The sequence below is a fragment of the Serratia nevei genome (assembly GCF_024160145.1).
GTDB classification, from domain to species: domain Bacteria; phylum Pseudomonadota; class Gammaproteobacteria; order Enterobacterales; family Enterobacteriaceae; genus Serratia; species Serratia nevei_A.
The window spans coordinates 65,593-91,536 of record NZ_JAMYWQ010000016.1 but is presented as its reverse complement, the minus strand read 5'-3'; the positions used below and the strand labels follow the sequence as shown (position 1 = coordinate 91,536).

Annotated in this window: 25 protein-coding genes and 2 pseudogenes; 6 read left to right on the top strand and 21 right to left on the bottom strand. The window is 57.5% G+C overall.

All coding sequences use genetic code 11. From position 1 onward, the window contains the following. Positions 1-350 precede the first annotated feature (350 nt). The 14 genes and pseudogenes from M6G53_RS13165 to pepT all read right to left on the bottom strand — a co-directional run bounded on the left by M6G53_RS13165 (position 351) and on the right by pepT (position 9,907). Positions 351-632: a colicin immunity domain-containing protein gene (locus M6G53_RS13165; protein ID WP_060456918.1), complete on the bottom strand. Its 282-nt coding sequence runs from the start codon at positions 630-632 to the stop codon at positions 351-353. Beyond that, positions 629-1,051 carry a colicin D domain-containing protein gene (locus M6G53_RS13160; RefSeq protein ID WP_253332038.1) on the bottom strand — a complete coding sequence of 141 codons (423 nt, stop codon included), beginning with the start codon at positions 1,049-1,051 and terminating at the stop codon, positions 629-631. The genes M6G53_RS13165 and M6G53_RS13160 overlap by 4 nt, the downstream gene beginning before the upstream one ends. 151 nt (positions 1,052-1,202) lie before the next feature. After that, positions 1,203-1,457: a colicin E3-like toxin immunity protein gene (locus M6G53_RS13155; protein WP_049272261.1), complete on the bottom strand. Its 255-nt coding sequence runs from the start codon at positions 1,455-1,457 to the stop codon at positions 1,203-1,205. A 9-nt stretch (positions 1,458-1,466) separates the two neighbouring features. After that, positions 1,467-1,904, bottom strand: a pseudogene (locus tag M6G53_RS13150) (colicin E3/pyocin S6 family cytotoxin); the annotation flags it as partial. A 209-nt stretch (positions 1,905-2,113) separates the two neighbouring features. Beyond that, positions 2,114-2,371, bottom strand: a complete 258-nt coding sequence (locus M6G53_RS13145; protein WP_226873076.1) for a colicin immunity domain-containing protein — start codon at positions 2,369-2,371, stop codon at positions 2,114-2,116. 5 nt (positions 2,372-2,376) lie between these two features. Continuing rightward, entirely contained in the window at positions 2,377-2,703 is a 327-nt protein-coding gene (locus tag M6G53_RS13140) for a colicin D domain-containing protein (RefSeq protein ID WP_253332036.1), read from the bottom strand. Between the two features lie 117 nt (positions 2,704-2,820). Next, the gene (locus tag M6G53_RS13135; RefSeq protein WP_049273089.1) at positions 2,821-3,078 is read right to left on the bottom strand and encodes a bacteriocin immunity protein; all 258 of its coding nucleotides are present in this window, start codon (positions 3,076-3,078) and stop codon (positions 2,821-2,823) included. A gap of 1 nt (position 3,079) precedes the next feature. Beyond that, a complete protein-coding gene (locus M6G53_RS13130) occupies positions 3,080-3,646 on the bottom strand; it encodes a pyocin-S2/colicin E7-DNase domain-containing protein (protein WP_301286208.1) in 567 nt (188 codons plus the stop codon). A gap of 215 nt (positions 3,647-3,861) precedes the next feature. Continuing rightward, a complete protein-coding gene (locus M6G53_RS13125) occupies positions 3,862-4,116 on the bottom strand; it encodes a bacteriocin immunity protein (RefSeq protein WP_253332034.1) in 255 nt (84 codons plus the stop codon). Positions 4,117-4,125: 9 nt separating this feature from the next. After that, positions 4,126-4,494: pseudogene (locus M6G53_RS25590) on the bottom strand (HNH endonuclease signature motif containing protein); the annotation flags it as partial. Between the two features lie 157 nt (positions 4,495-4,651). Further along, positions 4,652-4,909, bottom strand: a complete 258-nt coding sequence (locus M6G53_RS13115) for a bacteriocin immunity protein (RefSeq protein WP_042784274.1) — start codon at positions 4,907-4,909, stop codon at positions 4,652-4,654. Between the two features lie 2 nt (positions 4,910-4,911). Further along, the gene (locus tag M6G53_RS13110) at positions 4,912-7,077 is read right to left on the bottom strand and encodes a pyocin-S2/colicin E7-DNase domain-containing protein (protein ID WP_253332032.1); all 2,166 of its coding nucleotides are present in this window, start codon (positions 7,075-7,077) and stop codon (positions 4,912-4,914) included. Positions 7,078-7,234: 157 nt separating this feature from the next. Next, positions 7,235-8,371, bottom strand: a complete 1,137-nt coding sequence (locus M6G53_RS13105) for a tail fiber domain-containing protein (RefSeq protein WP_253332030.1) — start codon at positions 8,369-8,371, stop codon at positions 7,235-7,237. Between the two features lie 306 nt (positions 8,372-8,677). Then, positions 8,678-9,907 carry a peptidase T gene (gene pepT, locus M6G53_RS13100; RefSeq protein WP_193169191.1) on the bottom strand — a complete coding sequence of 410 codons (1,230 nt, stop codon included), beginning with the start codon at positions 9,905-9,907 and terminating at the stop codon, positions 8,678-8,680. A gap of 357 nt (positions 9,908-10,264) precedes the next feature. Here pepT and potA point away from each other — a divergent pair, with 357 nt between their 5' ends. From potA to potD, 4 genes are all read left to right on the top strand, one after another. Continuing rightward, positions 10,265-11,380, top strand: coding sequence for a spermidine/putrescine ABC transporter ATP-binding protein PotA (potA, locus tag M6G53_RS13095; RefSeq protein WP_253332028.1), 1,116 nt, complete (start codon positions 10,265-10,267; stop codon positions 11,378-11,380). Then, entirely contained in the window at positions 11,364-12,224 is an 861-nt protein-coding gene (gene potB / locus M6G53_RS13090) for a spermidine/putrescine ABC transporter permease PotB (RefSeq protein WP_049272004.1), read from the top strand. The genes potA and potB overlap by 17 nt, the downstream gene beginning before the upstream one ends. Then, entirely contained in the window at positions 12,221-13,003 is a 783-nt protein-coding gene (potC, locus tag M6G53_RS13085; RefSeq protein ID WP_253332026.1) for a spermidine/putrescine ABC transporter permease PotC, read from the top strand. The genes potB and potC overlap by 4 nt, the downstream gene beginning before the upstream one ends. A 228-nt stretch (positions 13,004-13,231) precedes the next feature. Then, positions 13,232-14,275: a spermidine/putrescine ABC transporter substrate-binding protein PotD gene (potD, locus tag M6G53_RS13080; RefSeq protein WP_253332024.1), complete on the top strand. Its 1,044-nt coding sequence runs from the start codon at positions 13,232-13,234 to the stop codon at positions 14,273-14,275. 48 nt (positions 14,276-14,323) lie between these two features. On the opposite strand, the gene cobB is transcribed toward potD, so the two are convergent. The 6 genes from cobB to M6G53_RS13050 all read right to left on the bottom strand — a co-directional run bounded on the left by cobB (position 14,324) and on the right by M6G53_RS13050 (position 20,039). Further along, on the bottom strand, positions 14,324-15,160 hold the full coding sequence (gene cobB, locus M6G53_RS13075; RefSeq protein ID WP_219230262.1) for a Sir2 family NAD+-dependent deacetylase: 837 nt from the start codon (positions 15,158-15,160) through the stop codon (positions 14,324-14,326). Positions 15,161-15,171: 11 nt separating this feature from the next. After that, positions 15,172-16,092 (bottom strand): N-acetylglucosamine kinase, encoded by a 921-nt coding sequence (nagK, locus tag M6G53_RS13070; RefSeq protein WP_253332022.1) that lies wholly within the window; start codon positions 16,090-16,092, stop codon positions 15,172-15,174. 53 nt (positions 16,093-16,145) lie between these two features. Beyond that, the gene (lolE, locus tag M6G53_RS13065) at positions 16,146-17,393 is read right to left on the bottom strand and encodes a lipoprotein-releasing ABC transporter permease subunit LolE (protein WP_253332020.1); all 1,248 of its coding nucleotides are present in this window, start codon (positions 17,391-17,393) and stop codon (positions 16,146-16,148) included. Continuing rightward, positions 17,393-18,097 (bottom strand): lipoprotein-releasing ABC transporter ATP-binding protein LolD, encoded by a 705-nt coding sequence (gene lolD / locus M6G53_RS13060; protein WP_253332018.1) that lies wholly within the window; start codon positions 18,095-18,097, stop codon positions 17,393-17,395. Before lolD ends, lolE begins: the two co-directional genes overlap by 1 nt. Beyond that, positions 18,090-19,292 (bottom strand): lipoprotein-releasing ABC transporter permease subunit LolC, encoded by a 1,203-nt coding sequence (gene lolC / locus M6G53_RS13055; RefSeq protein WP_253332016.1) that lies wholly within the window; start codon positions 19,290-19,292, stop codon positions 18,090-18,092. Before lolC ends, lolD begins: the two co-directional genes overlap by 8 nt. A 105-nt stretch (positions 19,293-19,397) precedes the next feature. Further along, complete coding sequence (locus tag M6G53_RS13050; protein ID WP_253332014.1) at positions 19,398-20,039, bottom strand: helix-turn-helix transcriptional regulator; 642 nt, start codon at positions 20,037-20,039, stop codon at positions 19,398-19,400. Between the two features lie 93 nt (positions 20,040-20,132). On the opposite strand from M6G53_RS13050, the gene M6G53_RS13045 reads away from it, so the two are divergent. Continuing rightward, positions 20,133-21,116 (top strand): threo-3-hydroxy-L-aspartate ammonia-lyase, encoded by a 984-nt coding sequence (locus tag M6G53_RS13045; RefSeq protein WP_253332013.1) that lies wholly within the window; start codon positions 20,133-20,135, stop codon positions 21,114-21,116. Between the two features lie 152 nt (positions 21,117-21,268). After that, complete coding sequence (gene mfd / locus M6G53_RS13040; RefSeq protein WP_253332011.1) at positions 21,269-24,742, top strand: transcription-repair coupling factor; 3,474 nt, start codon at positions 21,269-21,271, stop codon at positions 24,740-24,742. Positions 24,743-24,776: 34 nt separating this feature from the next. On the opposite strand, the gene M6G53_RS13035 is transcribed toward mfd, so the two are convergent. Then, on the bottom strand, positions 24,777-25,877 hold the full coding sequence (locus M6G53_RS13035) for a GGDEF domain-containing protein (RefSeq protein WP_253332009.1): 1,101 nt from the start codon (positions 25,875-25,877) through the stop codon (positions 24,777-24,779). Positions 25,878-25,944 lie beyond the last annotated feature (67 nt).

Here is a 25,944-nt window from a genome sequence, read left to right as displayed (position 1 = left end):
CGGGGTGATGCAGGCCATCTGATTCGCTGTACGTTATCGATATTTGATGTCACTACCGTCCCCGTATGCATAGGGGTTGCTAGTGCCAAAAAATAAAAATGCGCTATGTTAAAAGGACATTCTTTCTGGCCTGACAGCATCTATCACTGCAGATTTCCAGATAAGCTAACGTCTCGACGCATCTAAATCAGCAATATTAGAATATCGGACTACAATACTAATGCCCACCATAAGCAAACATGAGTAGGTAAAAGCACCCAATAAACTTTCTTTACTGGGTGCTAAGAAAACCCTCTTTCTCATCGTCATGATGGCAGAGCGTGTCTATTTATTTACAAAATATATAGAACTTACTCTTTTTTGAGAAAATTATACTTCTCAAGCGTTTTTTTTACCTCTATCTTGAGTTCATTCTCATCCAAATCGCTACCATCCCGATTTGGAGAAGATGTATAGCAATCAGCCAAGCTGAAAAGCTCTGCTGCACAATACCCAACATCATTACTATCTTTTCTTAATGTCCCGTCATCGCGTTCTTTTCTCCACACATTAAGATACTGTGACTCATACTCATCAGCGGTTAATTTAGAGTCGAGTAATGCCTGCGCGATTTCAATCAACCTCATACTCATAACAACACTCCTTTTTCCATATAGTTTTTATACTGTGGCGTCCCAGGGCTTAATTTCATTCCCGTCGAGAAATATCCATCACGTCTAATTACAACAACATTATTGGTCCTTGAGTTAAAAAAGACTTTGGAGTCTTTCTCTCTTATGTAAGTCCCTTTTTCTACCGTGTCCTTATCATTCAAATGGGCCTCGAGCGCATTGCGATATTGAGTCAGAGTCTCTCTGTTTTTTCTGGTGTCCGCAACACCAAAGTCACTCGCGTGCTTGTACTTTTTATCCAGTTGCTGACGCGTAAAACGCCCCGAGTCCAACGGATCACTGACCATCACATAGACAGCTTCAACTCCGGTTTCCAGCGCATTATGCACTGACGCAGAACCTATTTTTATTATCTGATTCAAAAAAATATAAAAAAACATCCAACAAACTTTCATTTATTGGATGTCGATTAAAAAATTATCAGAAAATTTATTATCCTACACTCTATTACCATACTAACAATCTATACTTTAAACCCTATTTAACGGTCAAGTATCTCGCTGTCACCCTGATTAGAAATCATTTATTGAACTACCAATTATCATTATAATCGAAAGAGATTTGATATAAATATCTATCCAGCACAATCCCATTATAAAAATAAGGCTGTAACAAAGGGACCCACAGTTTCTCAACATCAAAGACCCCATTATTAATGTTGTCTTTTAACGGTATCCCCAAACTTTCAATGATCGAACCATCATCCCCTAAATCCTTGGAGTACTCTTCACCTTGAAATTCTTCAGAGCTTTTTTCAAACCACTGAATATGTAATTTTAGCCCCATAATTTCCTCTCATAGATATTTTTTAATATTTCGCTTTGGATCAGGGCCTTTAACCTGCATCCCCGTATTAGGATCGAATGCACCAAGGTGGGAACCATCACTGGCTCGGTACTCTTCCAACTCACCATGCTGCGAGTCCCATTCGTAAATCTTACGTCCTTTATCTCCCTTCCAACGATTACGGCGCCCAGTACCGCCTTGCTTCGGCGTTTTACCTGGAACAGGTATTAGTTCTCCTAACCCTTTAATACTCTCCGTTTTGGGAGGGGAATGATAGTCATGTCCGTAATCTTTTACCCCTTTTCTGGGCTTACTCACCATCACATAGATGGCCTCTACACCAATCTCCGTCGCATCCGGCTGCCACAGGATAAAGTCTTGCAGATCCTGCACCACATCCGCCGGGAAGGTGGTGACCACGATGCTGTCCGCCTGCCTGATGCCGGACCTTGAAGGGTAACCGAGTAACCGCTATTAAATTAGCTCTTCACTTCCTTGCCATCGTTACGAAACAATAAAATGCCCAATAGACTCTCGTCTATTGGGCGTTAGGGTCACTTTTGTTAACTATTCTGTCACTATGAAGGCGGTTCTTTTTACCTTGCCCAATACCCAGATAATTTCAAATCTACGAGAGCACCTATCCTAATAAGTGTTCAGATAAAATTGAATTTTTCTAGTGTCGTTATAACTGCGGCACGCAATCCGGCATCATCAAGTTCATAATCAGCACGTTCTGAATCAGGATTGTAAACTTCAGCTATCATAAATAGCTCTTCCCCACAATTCATAACGTTTCTATCCTGATCCTTAACCCCGTAGAGCATACGTCTTTCTACACATATTTTTTCGGAGAACTCCAATGCACCGACCTCTTTTCTTAGAAAACTCTTAGCCAGATCAATAATTGCCATCCGATTCATAAATCCCCCGTATCTAAATATATCCTACCGTTATCTGCGTCTGGATTTATCTTCCACCCTGATAAGAAATCGCCGTTTTCTTTTAAAACAACAACATTCATTGTGTTAGGATTGAAAAACACCTTAGATCCTTTTTCTCGTCTATAAGTCCCTTTCTCAACCGTGTCCTTATCATTCAAATGGGCCTCGAGCGCATCGCGGTATTTAGTCAGAGTCTCTCTGTTTTTTCTGGTATCCGCAACACCAAAGTCACTCGCGTGCTTGTACTTTTTATCCAGTTGCTGACGAGTAAAACGCCCCGAAGGTGGTGAGCTTCGTAACACCTTCTGATAGCTAGGTTAGTTGATTGAAATACGAAAAAAAGCCCAACAAACGCTAGTTTGCTGGGCGCAGCTGAAATGCTCATTGCCGTTTAATCATCATAAGACGATTAGACACGGTTACCCTTGTTTGAAGCCAGATTTGCCATTTTTGGCACGCCATTCCTTAACTGCCTTAGTTACCCCTTCCGCTGAGTTATCCGCGCCAGAAGCCGGATGATAGATGAGATCCCAGCCATCGGGGTGTTCCGTTAACTGACCAAATTGATAAATAGCATCATCATGCTCTGCTTCTGTAGGAAAATCGGCTTCTTTTATCCTCCTTACAAAATCAATAAATTGATTCTCTGTAAAGTCAGAAATGTTTTTAATCGTCATCTTACTTTCCTTTATGAATTTCGATATGTCGCTTAGGTGTCACCACATTAAGGTTATCGACATTGTAAACTTCCCCACCTTTCGCCACTTCGTCCCGGTGATGAATCTCATACTTAACTCTTTTGCCTACTGAATCTTTAAACCTGACTGTTGGGGCTCGACCCAGTTTCAAACGCTCCATGTCATCAGAACCAAACTGTTTACTTAACTCAGGATCTGCGGCAACTGCTTTCCAGAAAGCACTTCTGAAAGAATCAAAGCTCGTAAACTCTCGCCCACGCAGTTTATCCGCAATCTGGCTGGGAACCGGGGAACCCAGTTCCTGCCCCGCTGTATTCAACCAGCCGTCCCCCACTTGCTGTCCTTTGCCGCTTACTTTACCCGGAGTATATCTCGGACTACGCACCATCACATAGACAGCTTCAACTCCGGTTTCCTGCGCATCCGGCTGCCACAGGATAAAGTCTTGCAGATCCTGCACCACATCCGCCGGGAAGGTGGTGACCACGATGCTGTCCGCCTGCCTGATGCCGGTGCCGGTATGCACTGGGGATTTGGCTTGGAGCAAGAGAAACCAGTTCCAGATCAGCTTTATGCAACCAGTCGCCCCCACTTACTGCCCTTTGCCGCTCACTTTACCCGGAGTTTAACTCAAACTTCGTGACACCTTCTGATAGCCAGGCTAGTTGATTGAAATACGAAAAACGCCCAACAAACGCGAGTTTGCTGGACGCTGCTGAAATGCTCATTACCGTTTAATCATCATAAGACGATTAGACACGGTTACCCTTGTTTGAAGCTAGGTTTCCCGTTCTTGGCACGCCACTCTTTGATAACTTTAACTATAGCCTCAGGGCCCTGATTTCCGTTCTCTGGATAATACAGCAAGTCAGAACCTGACGGGTGTTCAGACAATCTCTCGAACTCCATAACCGCATTAATATGCGATTCTTCTGTCGGATAAGTGTCATAATAAATTCCGTTTACAAATTCGAGAAATTCCTTTTCCGTATAATCAGATATCATTTTATTTTCCATATTATCCACCTATTTTTTAGAGTGAATCTCTATATGCCTTTTAGGAGTTACAATGCTGAGATTGTCTACATTATAGACAGCCCCATCATCTCTTATAGGTTGTACATGATGTAGTTCAGCTTTAACCCTTTTCCCTACCCGCTCCGCTTTGCGAACATATGGTGCTCGCCCATTCTTCATTGTTGCTAGGCTACCGGGATCAAATTGTTTCGCCAATGCAGGATCTTTCCCCACCTCAGTCCAGAACGCCTTACGAAACGCGTCAAAGCTCGCAAACTCTCGCCCACGCAGTTTATCCGCAATCTGGCTGGGAACCGGGGAACCCAGTTCCTGCCCCGCTGTATTCAACCAGCCGTCCCCCACTTGCTGTCCTTTGCCGCTTACTTTACCCGGAGTTTAACTCGAGCTTCGTAACACCTTCTGGCAGCTAGATTAGTTGATTGAAATACGAAAAAAACGCCCAACAAACGCTAGTTTGCTGGACGCAGTTGAAATGCTCATCACCGTTTATTAATCATAAAATGATTAAACTCGGTTACCCTTGTTTGAAGCAAGGCTTACCATTTTTGGTTCGCCACTCCTTAATCTCTTCGATAACGGCTTCAGGGCTTCCATTATTATTTCCTTCGGGATAGTAAATCAGATCTGAACCACTAGGGTGCTCAGTAATATTGATAAAACTCTCGAGGTTGTTATCTTGAGTTTTCTCATCACCGTCACAATTAATGATTGCTTCAATTAGTTTTTTGAATTCAATTTCAGTGTAATCACTGATGTTTTTTTTCAGTTCCATTACTATTTACCTCTATGAATGTCAATATGGTGTTTAGGTGTAAGCACACGGAGATTGTCCATATCATAGACTCCACCATCCTGACTGATGAGTTTATCATGATGAAGTTCGAATGAACGCCGCCCCCCAACAGTATCTTTATTTCTAGCACGTGGAGCCAACCCTTGACTCATTCGTTTTTTATTAGCTGGAATAAATTGTTTACTCAGTTCAGGATCTTTCCCCACCTCAGTCCAGAACGCCTTACGAAACGCGTCAAAGCTCGCAAACTCTCGCCCACGCAGTTTATCCGCAATCTGGCTGGGAACCGGGGAACCCAGTTCCTGCCCCGCTGTATTCAACCAGCCGTCTCCCACTTGCTGTCCTTTGCCGCTTACTTTACCCGGAGTATATCTCGGACTACGCACCATCACATAGACAGCTTCAACTCCGGTTTCCAGCGCATCCGGCTGCCACAGGATAAAATCTTGCAGATCCTGCACCACATCCGCCGGGAAGGTGGTGACCACGATGCTGTCCGCCTGCCTGATGCCGGTGCCGGTATGCACTGGCGATTTGGGCCCCGGTGAGCCGTTGCCGGTATGCGCCGGCGCTGCCGGCCCGGTCGGCACCGGGTTGATCAGTATCGTTCTGGCCGGTGTGCCCGCCACCGCCGGCAGCGTGATTTTGTCCAGCCCCGTCAGCTCATCGCGAACGGGTCTGAATACCGGCACGCTCGGCGATACGCCGCCGACGCCCGTTCTGACGAAGTTGACGCTCTGTCTCCCGTCATCGTCGGTGGTGATAAATCCGCGCACCGGCAAATCGACCGAGGTCATGCCGGGCTGGATGGTCGCCCTGCCCGCCGCCGCCAGGCTCGCCTGGAGGGCAAACAGATTGACATCCCGCCCGGGCACCTGGGCACTCCCGGCTCCGGCCTCTGTCGGGTAGAAGCCGAGGGCAAAAGCCCCCAGCACCGATCCGGCGGCGACTACGGTGCCGGCGCGTATACTGCCAACTTCATAAGCCGCCCGCCACGACGCGCTCGCTGCCCAGCCGGCCAGTTCGCTCGTGGTCGTCATCACGCCTTGCCCGACCGTCGACGTTTGCAGCATCGCGGGCGCGCGGTTAAGCACCATGGCGCCTGCGGCAGCCAGTGCCGCATTGGCCGCTTTTAGCTTTTCCGGGGAGTAGCCCGGTGCATCCAGAATCCCCGCTTTGGCGAACAACGCTTTTCTTGCGGCTTCCACCTTGCGGGCCTCTTCAGCCTTGCGGGCCTCTTCAGCCTTGCGGGCTTCTTCAGCCTTGCGAGCCTCTTCAGCCTTGCGAGCCTCTTCAGCTTTGCGGGCCTCTTCAGCCTTGCGAGCCTCTTCAGCCTTGCGGGCCTCCTCAGCCTTTCGGGCCTCCTCAGCCTTTCGGGCCTCCTCAGCTTTACGGGCCTCCTCAGCTTTACGAGCCACTTCAGCCACTTCTCGTTCTACCTGTTTAAATTGTTGGTAGGCCGAGGTCAAAGAAGGCACTTCGACATTACGTTGCCGGTAACCTGTGCGATCGCTCCCTTTTCCGCCTCCGTTGATCTCATACCGTTCCGTAATTTCAGTCATCACCCTATTATTATCAAGCCAGAAACCCGGTGGGATTTTTCCATTAAGCATCTCGGAATAGGTGGCTAATGACACCTTATCTTCAGCGGTAGAATTGTTACCATTACTGTTCCCGTTGGGTGCACTCTGATAATTACCGATCTTATGGCCAGTATCAATATGACCGACAAAACCGGTCACTCCAGACTTATTAAAATCAAAACCAATGACATTTTTTAATTGTGGCTCAGACTTTAATGCGTTACGCACACCTATTTCATCAACAGCGCGAACGTCATTGACCTGAACCTGCAATCTGCCGCTATCATCCAACCCCGTCAAAGATACTGAGGCATAAGGTGCAAGGGCTCGTCTTATTTTCAGCAAGCTTCCCAGTATATTCTTAACGTTAGGATCATTTTTGATAGCATTGACCTGCCGTTGCTTAGCGGCTTCCCGAGAGTTCCCACTGATGCTACTGTCTCTGCCGCCATTACCGTTCGAGCCGCCTGGCGTCGAACCATCAGGTCGAGCATTGAGATTATCGCCGCTGCCGCCCATATAATCTCCGGCGGTAGGGCCATGGCCATTCAGTTCCTGTGGCATATTATTTTCTCCTGGATATTACTATTCCTTCAGATGCACTGAAGGCGATTTATTCCCTGTCTGGCAAACGTCGACATGCAAAAATATTTCCGCGTCGATGGACGCTCAATTTTATTTCCAGCTCACAGAGATTGAATAAATCGCCGTTTTATTATCGTTATTGGCTGGAAATCATGCCTTCCAACGCCGCCAACCGCGATTCCAACCCTTCTCGGGCCGCTCGCTCTTCCTTAAGCGCCTCAACCAGCAACGCCACCACGCCGTTGATATTGATGCCCCGGGCATCCTTCAGCACGCTGCCGTCGTTGAGCTTCAATTCGGTTTGGGTTACCGACTGCGGCAATACGCTCTCCACTTCCTGAGCGATCACCCCGGCCTCCGGCACGCCCTGTTTGAGGTAGGTGTAGCCGCCAATATTGGCCAGCTTGTCCAATGCGCCGGCAATTTGGGTGATGTCCGTTTTCATGCGGGCATCGGAGCTGCTGTGCCAGGCGCCGTTGGTGTAGGCATTGCCCCTCTCACGAAACTCATACCACCCATCCTCACCTCCAGTTGTTTTGCCGACATGCAGCACCATCAGTTGGTGTTGCCCAATGCGTTCAAGGTGGTAAGTTTCGGCAAATAAGCCACCATTCCCCTGAATGCTTAAGCCATTAGTGGTGCGTTCTGTATTGTTATTAACCGTCTGATTTCCCGCTGCGACAATCCAGCCATTGACATTTCGCTTTACCAACTGCCCTACCGATAGCTCATGGTTTGGCCTTATCTGGATTTCATTCCATGTCCCTTTAACGTCACGATAGGCAAGCACTCCCATATCTTCTTTTCCCGCTACAAGACGGGTGGACATCACCATCGTGGTTGTCACATTGCCGCTAATGAAATTGGTATTCATTGCAGGGGCACTATACGTCTGACCGTTAATAAGGGAAGCGGGTCCAGTAGTTACTGCGGCAATGCCATCGTTATGCGAAACCACCGCCCCACCGGAAATATCCACCCCATTGCGCAGCGCCACCCGGCCAGAGGCCAAATTGAATGAGAACGGGCGCAGGGTATTCCACTGCCCGTTAAGTGCCTGCCCTCCCGGCGTCGTCAGCGCATAAAAATCGTGTCCATCATTACGCAGCATCACCCCGGTATTGCCATTTGCCAGTCGAAAGCCATTGGCCGATTTGGAGACGATTTCACCGTCGCTGACCACGCGCTGGCGCAGCGTAGACAATGATTTAAGCTCGGTAATGTCGTCGTTGACGCCGTTAATCACCTGCGCATTTTTCTTTCCTTCTGCCATGATTGTTCCCCTCTTACGTCCTGTTTGATGGCGGTTAACAGCGCTCATTCCCGCAGTACTCCCAGGCCACTGGGCTCACCGCACCGAAGCTGTAAAACCGGTTAAGCACACAGTAAGCCTGTATGCATAACCAGCACTCTATATCGAAGGATAATGGGGTACCCTCACCACGGGTTGTGTGGTGAAGGCGACAACAATGAGGTAGGGAACGCTAAGAGAACGGCAGGCCCACTGAGCCCCGCCGGGCATAGGCATATCAGAAGAGGGAATGCGGGCCGGCGCAAGCCGGCCGGGGAACAAAGGCGTTTACCGCGCCCGCTCGGCGGCCAGCGCCGCAATGCGCATGATCACCGCCACCGCTTGTTCCATGCCTTCCAGGGTCACGAATTCGTGCTTGCCATGGTAGTTGTAGCCGCCGGTGAACAGGTTCGGGCACGGCAGGCCGCGGAACGACAGCTGCGCGCCGTCGGTGCCGCCGCGGATCGGCTTCATCACCGGTTCGATGTCGCAGTCGCGCATCGCCTGCTGCGCCAGCGCGATCACGTGCGGGTGCTCCGCCACCTGTTCGCGCATGTTGTAATAGCTGTCTTCGATGCTCACTTCGATATAGCAATCGCGCGGCAAACCCTTGCCGACCTCGCGGGCGATGTCCACCATCTTGCGCTTGCGCGCTTCAAACCCCTCGCGCTCGAAGTCGCGCAGGATATAGTGCATTTCGGCGCGCTCTACGCTGCCCTTGATGCTGCTGAGGTGATAAAAACCCTGGTAGCCTTCGGTGGTCTCCGGCGTTTCGTCCGCCGGCAGCGCCTGATGAATGCGGGTGGCCAGCGACAGCGCGTTGACCATCACACCCTTGGCGCTGCCGGGGTGCACGCTGTTGCCGAGGATTTTGATCGTCACCGAGGCGGCGTTGAAGTTTTCGCACTCCAGCTCGCCAACGCCGCCGCCGTCCACGGTGTAAGCCCATTCGGCATTGAAGGCCGCCACGTCGAACAGCTGCGCCCCCTTGCCCACCTCCTCGTCCGGGGTGAAGGCCACGCGGATGTCGCCGTGCGGGATTTTGCGCGCGCGCAGGCGCACCATGGCGGTGAGGATCTCGGCGATGCCGGCCTTGTCGTCAGCGCCCAACAGCGTTTTGCCGTCGGTGGTGATCAGGGTCTGCCCCAGCATCTGGTGCAGGATCGGGAACATCACCGGCGACAGCACTTCATCGCCGATGCCCAGCGCGATGTCGCCGCCACGGTAGTTCTCGACGATCTGCGGATTGACGTGTTTGCCGCTGAAATCCGGCGAAGTATCCAGATGAGCGATAAAACCGACCGCCGGCACCGGCCAGGCGACGTTGCCCGGCCAGGTGCCCATCACGCAGCCGTGTTCGCTGAGCGACACCCGCTCGAAGCCGAGCGCGATCATTTCCTGCTGCAACGCGCGCGCCAGCTTCAACTGCCCGTCGGTGCTCGGCACATGCTTTACGTTCGCTTTGGATTGGGTGTCGAAAGAGACGTAGTTGAAAAAGCGGTCAAGTAATTTGTCCATGGTAGCGGCCCCTCAGAATATCGCGTTTCATTATGCGGAACCGATCAGGATCAAATATTGCGTCAGGTCATTTTTAACCAGAATTCGCCAATATCATTAATCTTTGTGATGATTTCTGAGGGAAATAACACTGTCATCACAGGGTCATTTGTCGCTATCATGATGAAAAACGCGGCATCTGGGCCGGATCGGCTTTCAATTCCGGCATTCAGCGTCTATCATGCGCGCTCGAAAAATTTCCATTGGCGCAACTGGTTTGAGCTTCATTTTGAATCGCGGGCGTTCCCGCAAGCTCCGGCAGTCTTTTCCAGTTGCGGTTCTATCTGCATTAGCCCACGGGATAGAGTAATACGATAAATGACTGAGACATCCTCTCTGACTCCCCTTGTTGAACTGCATGCCCTGAGCAAGGCGTTCGATGGCAAAACTATCATTGCCGATCTCGATTTGACGATTAACCACGGCGAATTCCTCACCATTCTCGGCCCCTCCGGCTGTGGCAAAACCACGGTGCTGCGCCTGATCGCCGGTCTGGAAGACGCCGATCGGGGCCGCATTGAGCTCGACGGCCAGGACATCACCGCCATTGCGGCCGAACATCGCCACGTCAACACCGTGTTTCAGAGCTATGCCCTGTTTCCGCACATGTCGGTGTTCGACAACGTCGCCTTCGGCCTGCGCATGCAAAAGGTGCCGGCGGCGGAGCTGACGCCACGCGTCGAAGAGGCGCTGCGCATGGTGCAGTTGGATGCGTTCGCCAAGCGGCGGCCGAGCCAGCTCTCCGGCGGCCAACAGCAGCGCGTGGCTATCGCCCGCGCGGTGGTTAACAAACCGAAGGTGCTGCTGTTGGACGAATCGCTGTCGGCGCTGGACTACAAGCTGCGCAAACAGATGCAGAACGAGCTGAAGGCGCTGCAGCGCAAGCTGGGCATCACCTTCGTGTTCGTCACCCACGATCAGGAAGAAGCGCTGACCATGTCGGATCGCATCGTGGTGATGCGCGAAGGCCGCATCGAGCAGGACGGCACGCCGCGTGAGATCTACGAAGAGCCGAAGAACCTGTTCGTCGCCAGCTTTATCGGTGAGATCAACATCTTCGACGCGGTGGTCTTGCAGCGCCTCGATCCGCAGCGGGTACGCGCCAACGTCGAAGGCCGCGAGTGCGACATCTACGCCGATCTGCCGGTAGAGCCGGGCCAAAAGCTGAAGGTGCTGCTGCGCCCGGAGGATCTGCGGGTAGAAGAAGTGAACGACAGCGCGCAGCACGACGGGCTGATCGGCTACGTGCGCGAGCGCAACTACAAAGGCATGACGCTGGAGTCAGTGGTTGAGCTGGAGAGCGGCAAGACGGTGATGGTCAGCGAGTTCTTCAATGAAGACGATCCGGACGTCGACCACTCGCTCAACCAGAAGATGGCGGTGACCTGGGTTGAAAGCTGGGAGGTGGTGCTGGCCGATGAAGAAATCGCGTAAAGTCTTCCAGAATGTGGTGATCGTCGGCGTCGTCGCCTGGCTGCTGCTGTTCGTGTTCATGCCGAACCTGATGATCATCGCCACCAGCTTCCTGACCCGCGACGACGCCAATCTGGTGCAGATGGTGTTCACGCTGGACAACTACCGGCGCTTGTTCGATCCGTTGTACGCCCAGGTGCTGCTGCACTCGCTGAACATGGCGCTGATCGCCACCCTGTGCTGCCTGGTGATTGGCTACCCGTTCGCCTTTATCCTGGCGCGGCTGCCGCAGAAGGTGCGGCCGCTGCTGCTGTTTCTGCTGATCGTGCCCTTCTGGACCAACTCGCTGATCCGCATCTACGGCCTGAAGCTGTTTCTCAGCACCCGCGGCTATCTCAACGACGCGCTGCTGTGGATCGGCGTCATCGACAAGCCGCTGCGCATCATGTACACCTCGGAAGCGGTGATCCTCGGCCTGGTATATATCCTGCTGCCGTTTATGGTGATGCCGCTCTACTCCAGCATCGAAAAACTCGATAAGTCCTGCCTGGAGGCGGCGCGCGATCTCGGCGCCAGCAAGCTGCAGACCTTTATCCGCATCATCGTGCCGCTGACCATGCCGGGCATTATCGCCGGCTGCCTGCTGGTGGTGCTGCCGGCGATGGGGCTGTTCTTCGTCGCCGATCTGATGGGCGGCGCCAAGAATCTGCTGATCGGCAACGTGATTAAAAGCCAGTTCCTCAATATCCGCGACTGGCCGTTCGGCGCGGCCACCAGCATCTGTCTGACGCTGGTGATGGGGCTGTTGCTGCTGGTCTACTACCGGGCCGCTCGCCTGCTGAACAAGAAGGAGGATCTGGCATGATCGGACGTCTGCTGCGCGGCGGCTTTATGACGCTGGTATACGCCTATCTGTATATCCCGATCGTCATCCTGATCGTCAACTCCTTCAACGCCTCGCGTTTCGGCATCAGTTGGCAAGGGTTCACCACTCAGTGGTACAGCACGCTGCTGAATAACGACAGCCTGCTGCAGGCCGCCGGCCACTCGCTGACCATGGCGGTGCTCTCCGCCACCTTCGCCACGCTGATCGGCTCGCTGACCGCGGTGGCGCTGTACCGCTATCGCTTCCGCGGCAAGCCGTTCGTCGGTGGTATGCTGTTCGTAGTGATGATGTCGCCGGATATCGTGATGGCCATCTCGCTGCTGGTGCTGTTCATGCTGCTCGGCATTTCGCTCGGTTTTTGGTCGCTGCTGTTCTCGCACATCACCTTCTGCCTGCCGTTCGTGGTGGTGACCGTCTACGCACGCCTGAAAGGCTTCGACGTGAAGATGCTGGAAGCCGCGCGCGATCTTGGCGCCAGCGAGCTCACCATTCTGCGCAAAATCATCCTGCCGCTGGCGATGCCGGCGGTGGCGGCCGGTTGGCTGCTGAGCTTCACCCTGTCGATGGACGACGTGGTCGTCTCCTCCTTCGTCACCGGGCCGAGCTACGAAATCTTGCCGCTGAAGATCTACTCGATGGTCAAAGTCGGCGTCTCGCCGGAGGTCAACGCACTGGCCACCATTTTGCTGCTGCTGTCGCTGGTGCTGGTGATCGCCAGCCAGTGGGTGATGCGCGATCGCTCGCCCAAGGCCGAGTAACCCTTGCCGCCGGGCGCGGTGGCGCCCGCCTCTTTCATTCGCCGCAGTGATATGACTGCGGCCGTTTTTGATCGGCCAGGCTCGGTTAACCCGCTGATTTGCCGCTGGGATAACCGCCTTTACCCACCCCGCCCCGGCCCCTATAATGGCCCCTTTCTGGGGTATGGCGCGGCCGCCAAACGGTTTGCCCATACGGGTTCGGCTCATTACTGCTGAAGGATACGCTGCATGAAAAAGTGGTCACATCTGCTCGCAGCCGGGATGATGGCGCTGAGTTTCTGCTCTGCAAACGCCTCTGACGGCAAAACGCTGTATTTCTATAACTGGACTGAATACGTCCCGCCGGGGCTGCTGGAGCAGTTCACCAGGGAAACCGGCATCAAGGTGATCTATTCCACCTATGAATCCAACGAAAGCATGTACGCCAAGCTGAAGACCTATAAAGACGGCGCGTACGATCTGGTGGTGCCTTCCACCTACTTCATCGCCAAGATGAGCAAGGAAGGCATGCTGCAAAAAATCGACAAGAGCAAGCTCAGCCACTTCAAGGATCTCGATCCTGCCCTGCTGAACAAGCCGTTCGATCCTAATAACGACTATTCCATCCCTTACATCTGGGGCGCCACCGCCATCGGCGTGAACAGCGATGCGCAGGAGCCCTCTACCGTCACGTCCTGGGCCGATCTGTGGCAGCCGCAGTACAAAGGCCGCCTGCTGCTGACCGACGACGCGCGCGAAGTGTTCCAGATGGCGCTGCTCAAGCTGGGCTATTCCGGCAACACCACCGACCCGAAAGAGATCGAAGCCGCCTACCACGAACTGCAGAAATTGATGCCGAACGTGCTGGCCTTCAACTCCGACAACCCGGGCAACCCGTTTATGGAAGGGGAAGTCAACGTCGGTATGGTGTGGAACGGTTCGGCCTTCGTGGCGCGCCAGGCCGGCACGCCGCTGGAGATCGTCTGGCCGAAGGAAGGCGGGATCTTCTGGATGGACAGCCTGGCCATTCCGGCCAACGCGCGCAACGTCGAGGGGGCGCTGAAGCTGATCGACTTCCTGCTGCGGCCGGAAATCGCGGTGCAGGTGGCGGAAACCATCGGTTATCCGACGCCGAACCTGGCGGCGAAGAAGCTGCTGTCGCCGGAGATCGCCAACGACAAGTCACTCTACCCGGATAAGGCGGTGATTGAGCACGGCGAGTGGCAAAACGACGTCGGCGACGCCAGCACGCTGTACGAAAGCTACTTCCAAAAGCTGAAAGCCGGGCGCTAACACGCCCCGCCATCCTATCAGGGCGCGCAGTGCGCCCTGATGCCTTTCTCAGGGCTTGTCGGCCCGCGCCACCTTGCCCACCAGGAACTTGTGCACAAAACGCGGCACCACTTCGCTGGCCAGGCCGTAGTGCTTCTCGTCGAATTGGCTCTCCACCTGGCTCGGCTCCAGGTTCAGCTCCATGGCGTAGGCGCCGCCCAGCCGCGCCTCATGCACGAAGCCGGCCGCCGGATAGACGTGGCCGGAGGTGCCGATGGCGACGAAGAAATCGGCCTTGCTCAGCGCCTGATAAATATCGTCCATGCCCAGCGGCATCTCGCCGAACCACACCACGTGCGGCCGCAGCGGCGCCGGGAACTGGCAGCAGTGGCAACGGTCGTCAACGCTGAGATCGCCGGGCCATTCGAACACCTGGCCCGACTGGGTGCAACGCACCTTCAGCAATTCGCCGTGCATGTGCAGCACCCGCTTGCTGCCGGCGCGCTCATGCAGATTATCGATGTTTTGCGTGACCAGCAGGAAGTTGTCCCCCAGCCACTCTTCCAGATCCGCCAGCGCGCGATGCGCGGCATTCGGAGCGATCTCCTCCGTCTGCAGCTGGCGGCGGCGTTCATTGTAAAACGCCTGCACCAGCGCCGGATCGCGCTGAAAACCTTCCGGCGTGGCGACGTCCTCCACCCGGTGCTCTTCCCACAGCCCATCCGCGGCGCGGAAGGTGCGAATGCCCGACTCGGCCGAAATGCCGGCCCCGGTCAACACCACCACAAACGGCTTTTTCAGCTCGGCCGCCGCCATGGTGTCACGGTGAAAAATGCGTGAACGAAAGCGCTGATGCAGCACATGCTTACTCTTGCGAAACTGACACAGCCGATGGCGAGTGTGCATTAACTCTCTCCTTACTTTTCCCTGTTTACCAAATTGAGGAACGCTGCGCCGCGCACGCCGCCGGCGTCGCCATAGCGCGCCTTCTCGATGCGCGGCAGCCGGGCCACCCGCAGCAGGTGCGCCGGCAGCCGCTGCGGCAACGCCTGGTAAATGGCGTCGAAGTTCGACAGCCCGCCGCCGATCACCACCAGGTGCGGATCCAGAACCGTCAGCAGGTTGCCCAGACAGATCGCCAGCACGTCCATAAAGCGGTCAACGTGGGCCACCGCCTGCGGCTCACCCGCCAGATAATGCGCAATGATCTCGGTGGCGGGCAAGTGCCGGCCATAGAAATGGGCGTACATCCATTCGAAACCGCGGCCCGATATGTAGTTTTCAATGCAACCCTGGTGGCCGCACCCGCAGGCAACGCGAGGCACATCACGCCCCAGCACCTCGAGCGCATCCACCGGCAGGCGCAGATGGCCGAACTCGCCGGCGATATAGTTGCGCCCAGGCACCGTCTTGCCGTCGACGATCAGCCCACCGCCTACGCCGGTGCCGAGGATGATGCCCAGCACCGTCGGGTAGCGGCGAAACTCGTCGTCCCAGGCCTCCGACAGCGCAAAGCAGTTGGCGTCGTTATCGACCCGCACCTCGCGCCCGATCAGCGCCGCCAGATCGCGCGGCAGCGGTCGCCCCATCGCCGCCGGCACGTTGGCGGTAAACAGCGTGCCGTCATCGTCGTTGGGCAGGCCCGGAATGCCGATGCCGACGCTGCCGCGCCGGCCGCAAAATGCATCCGCCTCAAGGGTCAGATCGCACAGCGTGGCCAGCAGTTGCCGGTAGTCTTCACGCGGCGTCGGCACCCGCTTTTGCCAAATGCGCTGCAGGTTGTCGTCGAATACCCCCAGCTCAATCTTGGTGCCGCCCATATCGAAACCGTAGTACATAAGCCATCCCCAGGCTAAAAAAACGGGGCGGCATCGCTGCCTCCCCGTGGGTTTTATTGTCCGCTCAGCACCCGCGCCGGATCGATGCGGCTGGCGCGCCTGGCCGGATACCAACTGGCCAACAGGCTCAGCACGATAGCGGTCGCCAGCACGATCAGCACGTCCAGCCAGTGCAGCTCGGAAGGCAGGAAGTCGATGAAGTAGATATCGCCCGACAGGAAGGAGTGGCCTGCCAGTTTCTCGATGCCCCGGATGATGTTGGTCAGCTGCAGCGAAGCGATCACCCCGATCACTACGCCGCTCAGGCTGCCCAGCAGCCCGGCCAGCAGCCCGTACCAGATGAAGATGGCGCGAATAAAGCCGTCTTTGGCGCCCAGGGTGCGCAGCACCGCGATGTCGGCGCTTTTGTCTTTCACCGCCATCACCAGCGTGGAGACGATGTTGAAGCAGGCCACGCCGATCACCAGCACCATCGCCAGGTACATGATGGCGCGGATCATCTGGATATCGCGGTACATGTAGCCGTACTTGCCGATCCAGCTCTTGATGTAAATGTAAGCGTTGGTCACTTCGCCGGCGTCGCGCACCAGTTTGTTGGCGGCGAATACGTCGTTCACCTTGATGGCGATCCCCGTGACGCTGTCACCCATATCGAGATACTGTTGCGCATCGGCCAGCGGTACCAGCGCCAGGCTGTGATCGAGCTGGCCGCTGAGCTGCAAAATGCCGGTCACGTGCAGACGGATGCGCTTCGGCTGCAGCAGCTTCATTTCCGGGTCGCTGTTGGGGATCATCACCGTCACATAGGCGCCCTGCTTGACGCCCAGCGCGTCGGCCACGCCCTTGCCGAGGATCACCTGCTGCTCGCCGGGCTTGAAGTTGGCCCAGGCGTCGCCCTGCACATACTGTGGCAGCGCGCTCAGCCGGCTCTCCTGCTGCGGATCAACGCCTTTGACTTCCACCGCACGCAGCTGCGCGCCGTTCTCCATCAGGCCGGTAAAGTTGATGTACGGCGCGGCGGCCACAATGCCCGGCACCTTTTCCACCCGCTGCAGAATCGACGGCCAGCCGCTGAACGGCTGATTGACCGGCTCGAGTTCGCCGTGCGGCACCACCGCCAGAATGCGGTTCTTCAGCTCGCGCTCAAAACCGTTCATCGCGCTCAGGCCGACGATCAGCACCGCCACCCCCAGCGCAATGCCGATGGTGGAGATGACCGAGATCAGCGACACCATGCCGCCGCGTTTACGGCCGCGGCTGAAACGCAGGGCCGTCAGGAAGGACAGTGAGGCTCCCGCCATTACTCGGCCCCCATCAGGGTCAGCTGCGCCTGCAGGTGGCCGTCGGCCATTTCCAGCTGGCGGCTCAGACGCTTGGCCAGCTGCAGATCGTGCGTCACCACCAGAAAAGCGGTGCCCTGGCGCACGTTCAGCTCGCCCAGCAGATCGAAGATGCTGTCCGCGGTGCGTTTGTCCAGGTTACCGGTCGGTTCGTCCGCCAGCACCAGCGCCGGGTTGTTGACCAGCGCGCGTGCGATCGCCACGCGTTGGCGCTCGCCGCCGGAGAGTTCGGACGGGCGGTGTTGGCTGCGTTTTTCCAGCCCGACCGCCGCCAGCATCTCCCGCGCCTTCTCCTGCGCCTGCGCCGGCTTGGCGCCGCCGATCAGCAGCGGCATGGCGGCGTTTTCCAGCGCGGTGAAGTCCGGCAGCAGGTGGTGGAACTGATAGATGAAGCCCAGCTGGCGGTTGCGCAGCTCGGCCTTGGCCGCCGAAGACATGGCGTTCAGCGATGCGCCCTTGAAGATCACCTCGCCGGAGGTCGGTGAATCCAGCCCGCCCAGCAGGTGCAGCAGGGTACTCTTGCCGGAACCCGAGCTGCCGACGATCGCCATCATCTCGCCCTGCTGCATGGCAAAGCTGACATTGCGCAGCACGTCGGTGTGCAGATTGCCTTCCTGATAGGTCTTGCACAGGTTGTCACACTGCAGCAAAAGATGGTTACTCATAACGTAAAGCCTCAGCGGGTTGTACGGCGGCAGCGCGCCATGAAGGATAAAGCGTGGACAACAGGGAAACCGCCATCGCCACCACGGCGATGATCGTCACCTGCAGCGGGTCGACCGCCACCGGCAGCGAAGCGCCGTCGATCAAGGCGCCGAGGATCGGCATCAGGTTATTCAGGTTGGTGGCCAGCAGCACGCCGAGCAGCGTGCCGAGCAGCGAACCGATGATGCCGGCGCTGGCGCCCTGCACCATGAACACCGACATGATCTGGCGCCGAGTCAGCCCCTGGGTCTGCAAAATGGCGACCTCGCCCTGCTTCTCCATCACCAGCAGCCCGAGAGAGGTAATGATGTTAAACGCCGCCACCGCCACGATCAGGCTGAGCAGCAGCCCCATCATGTTTTTCTCCATGCGCACCGCCTGGAACAGCTCGCCCTTGCGATCGCGCCAGTCTTTCCAGACGGTGCCCGCCGGCAGCGCCTGTTGGCTGAGGGTATCGACCGCCAGCGGCTGTTGCAGGAACAGGCGCCAGCCGGTGATGTTGCCGGCCGGGTAGCGCATCAGGCGCGAAGCGTCCTGTTGGTTGACCAGCAGCTGATAGCCATCCACCTCGCTGTTGGCGTGGAAGGTGCCGATAAGGGTGAACAGGCGCTGGCTGGGAATGCGGCCCATCGGCGTAAACTGGCTGGCGCTCGGCACCATCACGCGCAGCGCATCACCGCGTTTGACGCCGAGTTGCCCCGCCAGCTGTTCGCCGATGATGATGTTGTACTGGCCCGGCTGCAGCTGCTGCTGCTTGACGTTGACCAGATACGGAGTCAGCGGATCGGTCTCGTCGGGATTGACGCCGAGCATCACCCCGACCGCCACGCTGCGGGCGCTTTGCAGCACCACGTCACCGGTGGTCAGCGGCGCAACGCGCGTAACACCCTGCAGCTTCTGCACCTCGGAGGCCGGCAGCTGCTGCGGGTTGACCGATCCTTGCGGGCTGGTGACCAACGCCTGCGGCATCAGGCCGAGGATGTTGTTTTCCAGATCCTTTTCGAAACCGTTCATCACCGACAGCACGGTGACCAACGCCATCACCCCCAGCGTAATGCCGATGGTGGAAAGCCAGGAAACAAACCGCCCGAAGCGGTCTGAGGCTCGCCCGCGCATGTAGCGCAGGCCAATGAATAACGCGACAGGTTGATACATGAAATCCGTTTGATAGCCGTGGCTTAAGCAAAGTGATCATGGATAATAAAGGCTCTCCCGCGTTTAGGGAACACCCGACGGCCTTTTATTGCGCCAGGCGGCCTCTCATCCGGCGTCGCGCTTAAGCAGGTTATAGACCGATACCCGCGAAATGCCGAGCGCTTCGGCCACCATGGTGGCCGCGCCGCGCAGCTGCAAATACCCTTGCTGCTTCAGCTGTTGCACCACCTGAAATCGCTGTTCCGAAGACAAGGCGCGCGGCTGGGTGGCGTGCGCCGCGGCGAACGCGTTGATCGCCGCGGCGATGTCCGACAGCGAGCGGGCACTCTCTGCCGCCTGCGGCGCGGCGCTTTGCACCACCGCCGTCAGCTGCTGCAGGATAGCGGTGACGCTGTTGAAGATGGACACATCCAGGTTGAGGCAAATCGCCGCCACAAAGCGGCCCTGGCTATTGCGCAGGCCGATCGAGGTGCTCTTGGCCGGGCGCCCGTCCGGAAACACGCTGGCGTAGTTCTGCACCACGTCAGGAAACTCCGGTGACGCGATGCGTTCCAGCCCCATTTCCGTCGCGGCGTCGCCGATGCGGCGGTTGGACAGATTGTTGGCGATGGCGACGATGGCATGATCGGGCTGGGTCAGATCGTGCAGCACCACTTCGCAACCGGGCGCGAACATCACGCCCAGCGCCTGAACAATTTTTTCCGCTTCGCGCAGCAACAGCGCATTTTCCTGCCTGAGATCGCTCATTGAGTTAACCATTTGACAATAATTTTACAAAGAGTAAATTAAAAATCCACACCAGGCAACGCATCGTCCATCACTTACCAGCGCGAGGTCGTCATGAGTTCAGCCCCACACAGCATCACCGCCGCCGATATTGCCACCGCCGCCGACGTTATCGCCGGGCATGCCCTGCGTACGCCGGTCATGACCTCGCGCCAGGCCGACCGGATCGCCGGCGCGCAGCTGTTCTTCAAGTGCGAGAATTTTCAGCGCATCGGCGCCTTCAAATTTCGCGGTGCCTATAACGCCATCGCGCAACTTAGCGCGGCACAGCGCCAGGCCGGGGTGATCGCCTTTTCCTCCGGCAACCATGCGCAGGCGATGGCGCTGGCGGCGCGCGAACTGGGCGTTAGCGCCACCATCGTGATGCCTCACGACGCCCCGGCGGCCAAGCTGGCGGCGACGCGCGGCTACGGTGCCAACGTGGTCATCTATCAGCGCCACAGCGAAGATCGTGAAGAAATCACCCAGCGCCTGGCCGCAGAGCAGGGCCTGACGCTGGTGCCGCCGTACGATTATCCGCAGGTGATCGCCGGCCAGGGCACCGCCGCCAAGGAGCTGTTTGAAGAGACCGGGCCATTGGATCTGCTGTTGGTGTGCACCGGCGGCGGCGGCCTGCTGGCCGGCAGCGCGGTGGCGGCGCATCACTGGTCGCCGGGCTGCCGGGTGTTCGGCGTCGAGCCCGAAGCCGGCAACGACGTTCAGCAAGCCTTTCAGCGCGGCGAACCGGTGCATATCCCGGTGCCGAAAACCATTGCCGACGGCGCGCAGACCCAACAGGTCGGGCGGCTGACCTTCCCGATCATTCAAGAATATGTCGAAGGCATTCTGACGGTCAGCGACGCCCAGCTGTGTCGGCAAATGCGCTTCTTTATGGAACGGATGAAAATGGTGGTTGAGCCGACCGGCTGCCTGGCGGCCGCGGCGGCGATGAACGGCCTGCTCGATCTGCGCGATAAAAAGGTCGGTGTTATCGTCAGCGGCGGCAACCTCGACGTTGACAAGATGGCACACTATCTCGCCCTGGCCGGCGAAAATTAACGCGCTCAACCGGTCAAATATCAGGCGAAACATCGGGGTGCAGCGCTTTTTGCTGTGTCAGTTTAGCGGCCGCTGGGCTACTATAAACAGCATAAAGGCGCCGGGTTATCCGTGCCGGGACGCAATCTAACACATTGATTAAAGATACCTGAATGAGCACTTCCGATAACCGTAACCGTTCCTCATCCCCCCGTTATTCTCTGCCCGAACGCGCGGGCGATCTGCGCCAGCTGGGGCAACTGACCGGCGCGGCCTGCGCCGTGGAGTGCGCCGAGATCGTCGAACGCCACCCTGGCCCGGTGATGCTGATCGCGCCGGACATGCAAAACGCCCTGCGGCTGCGCGACGAGATCCAGCAGTTCACCGACCAGATGGTGACCACGCTGTCCGACTGGGAAACCCTGCCGTACGACAGCTTCTCGCCGCACCAGGAAATCATCTCCGCCCGTCTGTCGAGCCTATATCACCTGCCGACCATGGCGCGCGGCGTGATCATTCTGCCGGTCAACACCCTGATGCAGCGCGTCTGCCCGCACGAATTCCTGCACGGCCATGCGCTGGTGATGAAGAAAGGCCAGCGCCTGTCGCGCGACAAGCTGCGCGCGCAGCTGGAACAGGCCGGCTACCGCAGCGTCGATCAGGTGATGGAACACGGCGAATTCGCCACCCGCGGCGCGTTGCTCGATCTTTATCCGATGGGCAGCGAAGAGCCTTACCGCATCGACTTCTTCGATGACGAAATCGACAGCCTGCGCATCTTCGACGTCGATACCCAGCGCACGCTGAGCGAAGTCGAGGCCATCAATCTGCTGCCGGCCCACGAGTTCCCTACCGACAAGAACGCCATCGAGCTGTTCCGCAGCCAGTGGCGCGAGCAGTTTGAGGTGCGCCGCGACGCCGAGCACATTTATCAGCAGGTCAGCAAAAGCGCCTGGCCGGCCGGCATCGAATACTGGCAGCCGCTGTTCTTCAGCCAGCCGCTGCCGTCGCTGTTCAGCTACCTGCCGGCCAATACGCTGATCGTCAACACCGGCGATCTGGAAAGCGCCGCCGAGCGTTTCTGGCAAGACGTCAACCAGCGTTACGAAAGCCGCCGCGTCGATCCGATGCGCCCGCTGCTGGCGCCGGATACGCTGTGGCTGCGCGTCGATGCGCTGTTCGGCGAGCTGAAGGCCTGGCCGCGCATCGCGCTGAAAACCGATGAGCTGCCGGCCAAGGCCGGCAATACCAATCTGGACTACCATACCCTGCCCGACCTGGCGGTACAGGCGCAGCATAAATCCCCGCTGGATAACCTGCGGCGCTTTATCGAAGGCTTCGACGGCAGCGTGATTTTCTCCGTCGAGAGCGAGGGGCGGCGTGAAACGCTGCAGGATCTGCTCGGCCGCATCAAGCTGGCGCCGGCGCTGATTCAGCGCCTCGATCAGGCGGAAACGGCGGGCCGTTACATGATGGTTGGCGCCGCCGAACACGGCTTCCTCGACGGCCTGCGCCGGCGGGCGCTGATCTGCGAAAGCGATCTGCTCGGCGAGCGCGTCAGCCGCCGCCGGCAGGACAACCGGCGCACCATCAACACCGATACCCTGATCCGCAACCTGGCGGAGCTGCATCCCGGCCAGCCGGTAGTGCACCTGGAGCACGGCGTCGGCCGCTACGTCGGCCTGACCACGCTGGAAGCCGGCGGCATCAAGGCCGAGTACCTGATCCTCGCCTACGCCGGTGAGGACAAGCTGTACGTGCCGGTTTCTTCACTGCATCTGATCAGCCGTTATGCCGGCGGCGCGGACGAAAACGCCCCGCTGCACAAACTGGGCGGCGATGCCTGGACGCGCGCGCGGCAAAAAGCGGCCGAGCGGGTGCGCGACGTGGCGGCGGAGCTGCTGGATATCTACGCCCAGCGCGCCGCCAAGGCCGGTTTCGCCTTCAAGCACAACCGCGAACAGTACCAGCTGTTCTGCCAGGGCTTCCCGTTCGAAACCACGCCGGATCAGGAACAGGCGATCAATGCGGTGCTGAGCGACATGTGCCAGCCGCTGGCGATGGATCGCCTGGTGTGCGGCGACGTCGGCTTCGGCAAAACTGAAGTGGCGATGCGCGCCGCCTTCCTGGCGGTGGAAAACGGCAAGCAGGTGGCGGTGCTGGTGCCGACCACCCTGCTGGCGCAGCAGCACTTCGACAACTTCCGCGATCGCTTCGCCACCTGGCCGATCCGTATCGAGATGATGTCGCGCTTCCGCAGCGCCAAAGAACAGCAGCAGGTGCTGGACGAGGCGGCCGAAGGCAAGGTGGACATCATCATCGGCACCCACAAGCTGTTGCAGAGCGATCTGCGCTGGAAAGACCTGGGGCTGCTGATCGTCGATGAAGAGCACCGCTTCGGCGTGCGCCACAAGGAGCGCATCAAGGCGATGCGCGCCGACGTCGATATCCTGACGCTGACCGCCACGCCGATCCCGCGTACCCTGAACATGGCGATGAGCGGCATGCGCGATCTGTCGATCATCGCTACCCCGCCGGCGCGCCGCCTGGCGGTGAAGACCTTCGTGCGCGAATACGACAGTCTGGTGGTGCGCGAGGCGATCCTGCGCGAAGTGCTGCGCGGCGGCCAGGTTTACTACCTCTACAACGACGTGGAAAACATCGAGAAAGCGGCGCAGCGCCTGGCGGAACTGGTGCCGGAGGCGCGCATCGCCATCGGCCACGGCCAGATGCGCGAGCGCGATCTGGAACGGGTGATGAACGATTTCCACCACCAGCGCTTTAACGTGCTGGTATGCACCACCATTATCGAGACCGGCATCGATATCCCCAGCGCCAACACCATCATCATCGAGCGCGCCGATCGTTTCGGCCTGGCGCAGCTGCACCAATTGCGCGGCCGCGTCGGGCGTTCGCACCACCAGGCTTATGCCTATCTGCTGACGCCGAACCCGAAAGCCATGGGCACCGACGCTCACAAACGGCTCGAGGCCATCGCATCGCTGGAAGATCTCGGTGCCGGTTTCGCGCTGGCGACCCACGATCTGGAGATCCGCGGCGCCGGCGAGCTGCTGGGCGAAGACCAGAGCGGCCAGATGACCACCGTCGGCTTCTCGCTCTATATGGAACTGCTGGAAAGCGCCGTCGATGCGTTAAAAAATGGTCGCGAGCCGTCGCTCGAAGATCTCACCAGCAGCCAAACCGAGGTGGAGTTGCGTATGCCGACGCTGCTACCGGAAGACTTCATTCCCGATGTCAATACCCGCTTGTCGCTGTACAAGCGCATCGCCAGCGCGAAGAGCGACGGCGAGCTGGATGAGCTGAAGGTCGAGCTGATCGACCGCTTCGGCCAGTTGCCGGACGCGGCGCGCAACCTGTTGCAGTGCGCGGCGCTGCGCCTGCATGCGCAGAAGCTGGGTATCAAGCGCATCGAGAGCAACGAGCGCGGCGGCTTTATCGAGTTCGGCGACAACAACCGCGTCGATCCCGGTTATCTGATCGGTCTGTTGCAGGGCAATCCGCAGGTTTACCGCCTGGACGGCCCGAGCAAGCTGAAATTCACGCTCGATTTGGCCGATCGCCAGAAACGCCTGACGTTCACCGAAGAGCTGCTGGAGGCCTTCCGCGAACACACGCTGGCGGCCTGAGCCAACGCCTCCCGCCAGCGCGGCGGGAGGCGGCTTACTCGCGCGGGAAACCGGCGCCCAGCGGCGCCAGTTGCATCACGCGGCTGGTCACCACTCGGTTTTTACCGCTGCGCTTCGCCTGATACAAGGCTTCGTCGGTCATGGCGATCGCCTTGTCCAGCGTCATGCCGGGTAGATACAGCGACACCCCGATCGACAGCGTGATGTGCACCTCGTCCTGCGCATTCAGCAAGAACGTCGAACTTTCCACCGCGCTGCGAATGCGCTCCGCCACCCCGCCGATAACCTGCGGATCGTAACTGGCGGTGATCACCATAAACTCCTCGCCGCCGTAACGCCCGACGAAATCCTCATTGCGCACGCTGTTTTGCAGCAGCCGGCCGACGCTGGCCAACAGCACATCGCCGGCCGGGTGGCCGTAGGTGTCATTGATCTTTTTGAAGTCATCCAGATCGAGGATCATCAGCCCGCACGGACGGCGTTCGGCGCGCTGCAGCATCAGGTGGTAATCGACGCTGGCGCGGTTGTTGATATGGGTCAGGCTGTCGGTGGTGGCGCGTGCGCGCATCGCGAAATAGGCGTAGATGTGGCGCTCTTTGAAATTCAGCGCATGGTAGCAGATCGCCAGGCAAAGCGCGGAAACCGCCTGGTACAGCAACACGTCCAACCACAGCCCGCTCATGTCCACCAGCAGCCATACCACCGCAATGCGGTACAGCGCGATGGTGCCGATCGTCAGGTAAAACACCCAGTGGGATTTCTTCAGCCACACGCGCGACAGCAGCAGCGGCACCAGGATTGAGGCGATAAACAGATTATCGACGGTGAAACCGCCGGTCAGCGCCATGGCGAACAAAAAGCTCACCAGCCCGCTGATCCCGCCGCCGAAAAAAGTCACCAGGATCATCGGGATCATCGCAAAGCTGTAGTGTACCTTGTCGGTCAGCTCCAACCGATCCTGGCTGAGATAAAGCACCGCCACCCCGGCCAGCAGGCCGAATACGATGCGCTTCCACAGCGCGGAACGGTAGGAGAAAGGCGCGTTTTTACTGAGAACGAAATAGCTTACCGACAGCGTGGCATAGGTGATGCAGGCGTCGCTGTAAATGGCGGGAATAGACGCAATGTAAGTCATAAATAGTCAGCGCGCTCCTCGGTTCGACAGGGGTTGATGTGCAAACGTTGAATAACGCATCCCTGTC

Coding starts and splice junctions, on each gene's coding strand:
- M6G53_RS13145 (WP_226873076.1), bottom strand. CDS start 2,371: ATGGCAATTATTGATCTGGCTAAGAGTTTTCTAAGAAAAGAGGTCGGT.
- potC (WP_253332026.1), top strand. CDS start 12,221: ATGATCGGACGTCTGCTGCGCGGCGGCTTTATGACGCTGGTATACGCC.
- mfd (WP_253332011.1), top strand. CDS start 21,269: ATGAGCACTTCCGATAACCGTAACCGTTCCTCATCCCCCCGTTATTCT.
- M6G53_RS13125 (WP_253332034.1), bottom strand. CDS start 4,116: ATGGAAAATAAAATGATATCTGATTATACGGAAAAGGAATTTCTCGAA.
- M6G53_RS13050 (WP_253332014.1), bottom strand. CDS start 20,039: ATGAGCGATCTCAGGCAGGAAAATGCGCTGTTGCTGCGCGAAGCGGAA.
- potB (WP_049272004.1), top strand. CDS start 11,364: ATGAAGAAATCGCGTAAAGTCTTCCAGAATGTGGTGATCGTCGGCGTC.
- M6G53_RS13110 (WP_253332032.1), bottom strand. CDS start 7,077: ATGCCACAGGAACTGAATGGCCATGGCCCTACCGCCGGAGATTATATG.
- potD (WP_253332024.1), top strand. CDS start 13,232: ATGAAAAAGTGGTCACATCTGCTCGCAGCCGGGATGATGGCGCTGAGT.
- pepT (WP_193169191.1), bottom strand. CDS start 9,907: ATGGACAAATTACTTGACCGCTTTTTCAACTACGTCTCTTTCGACACC.
- M6G53_RS13115 (WP_042784274.1), bottom strand. CDS start 4,909: ATGGAACTGAAAAAAAACATCAGTGATTACACTGAAATTGAATTCAAA.
- M6G53_RS13135 (WP_049273089.1), bottom strand. CDS start 3,078: ATGACGATTAAAAACATTTCTGACTTTACAGAGAATCAATTTATTGAT.
- M6G53_RS13045 (WP_253332013.1), top strand. CDS start 20,133: ATGAGTTCAGCCCCACACAGCATCACCGCCGCCGATATTGCCACCGCC.
- nagK (WP_253332022.1), bottom strand. CDS start 16,092: ATGTACTACGGTTTCGATATGGGCGGCACCAAGATTGAGCTGGGGGTA.
- potA (WP_253332028.1), top strand. CDS start 10,265: ATGACTGAGACATCCTCTCTGACTCCCCTTGTTGAACTGCATGCCCTG.
- M6G53_RS13155 (WP_049272261.1), bottom strand. CDS start 1,457: ATGGGGCTAAAATTACATATTCAGTGGTTTGAAAAAAGCTCTGAAGAA.
- lolD (WP_253332018.1), bottom strand. CDS start 18,097: ATGAGTAACCATCTTTTGCTGCAGTGTGACAACCTGTGCAAGACCTAT.
- M6G53_RS13165 (WP_060456918.1), bottom strand. CDS start 632: ATGAGTATGAGGTTGATTGAAATCGCGCAGGCATTACTCGACTCTAAA.
- cobB (WP_219230262.1), bottom strand. CDS start 15,160: ATGCACACTCGCCATCGGCTGTGTCAGTTTCGCAAGAGTAAGCATGTG.
- lolE (WP_253332020.1), bottom strand. CDS start 17,393: ATGGCGGGAGCCTCACTGTCCTTCCTGACGGCCCTGCGTTTCAGCCGC.
- lolC (WP_253332016.1), bottom strand. CDS start 19,292: ATGTATCAACCTGTCGCGTTATTCATTGGCCTGCGCTACATGCGCGGG.
- M6G53_RS13160 (WP_253332038.1), bottom strand. CDS start 1,051: ATGTTTTTTTATATTTTTTTGAATCAGATAATAAAAATAGGTTCTGCG.
- M6G53_RS13105 (WP_253332030.1), bottom strand. CDS start 8,371: ATGGCAGAAGGAAAGAAAAATGCGCAGGTGATTAACGGCGTCAACGAC.
- M6G53_RS13035 (WP_253332009.1), bottom strand. CDS start 25,877: ATGACTTACATTGCGTCTATTCCCGCCATTTACAGCGACGCCTGCATC.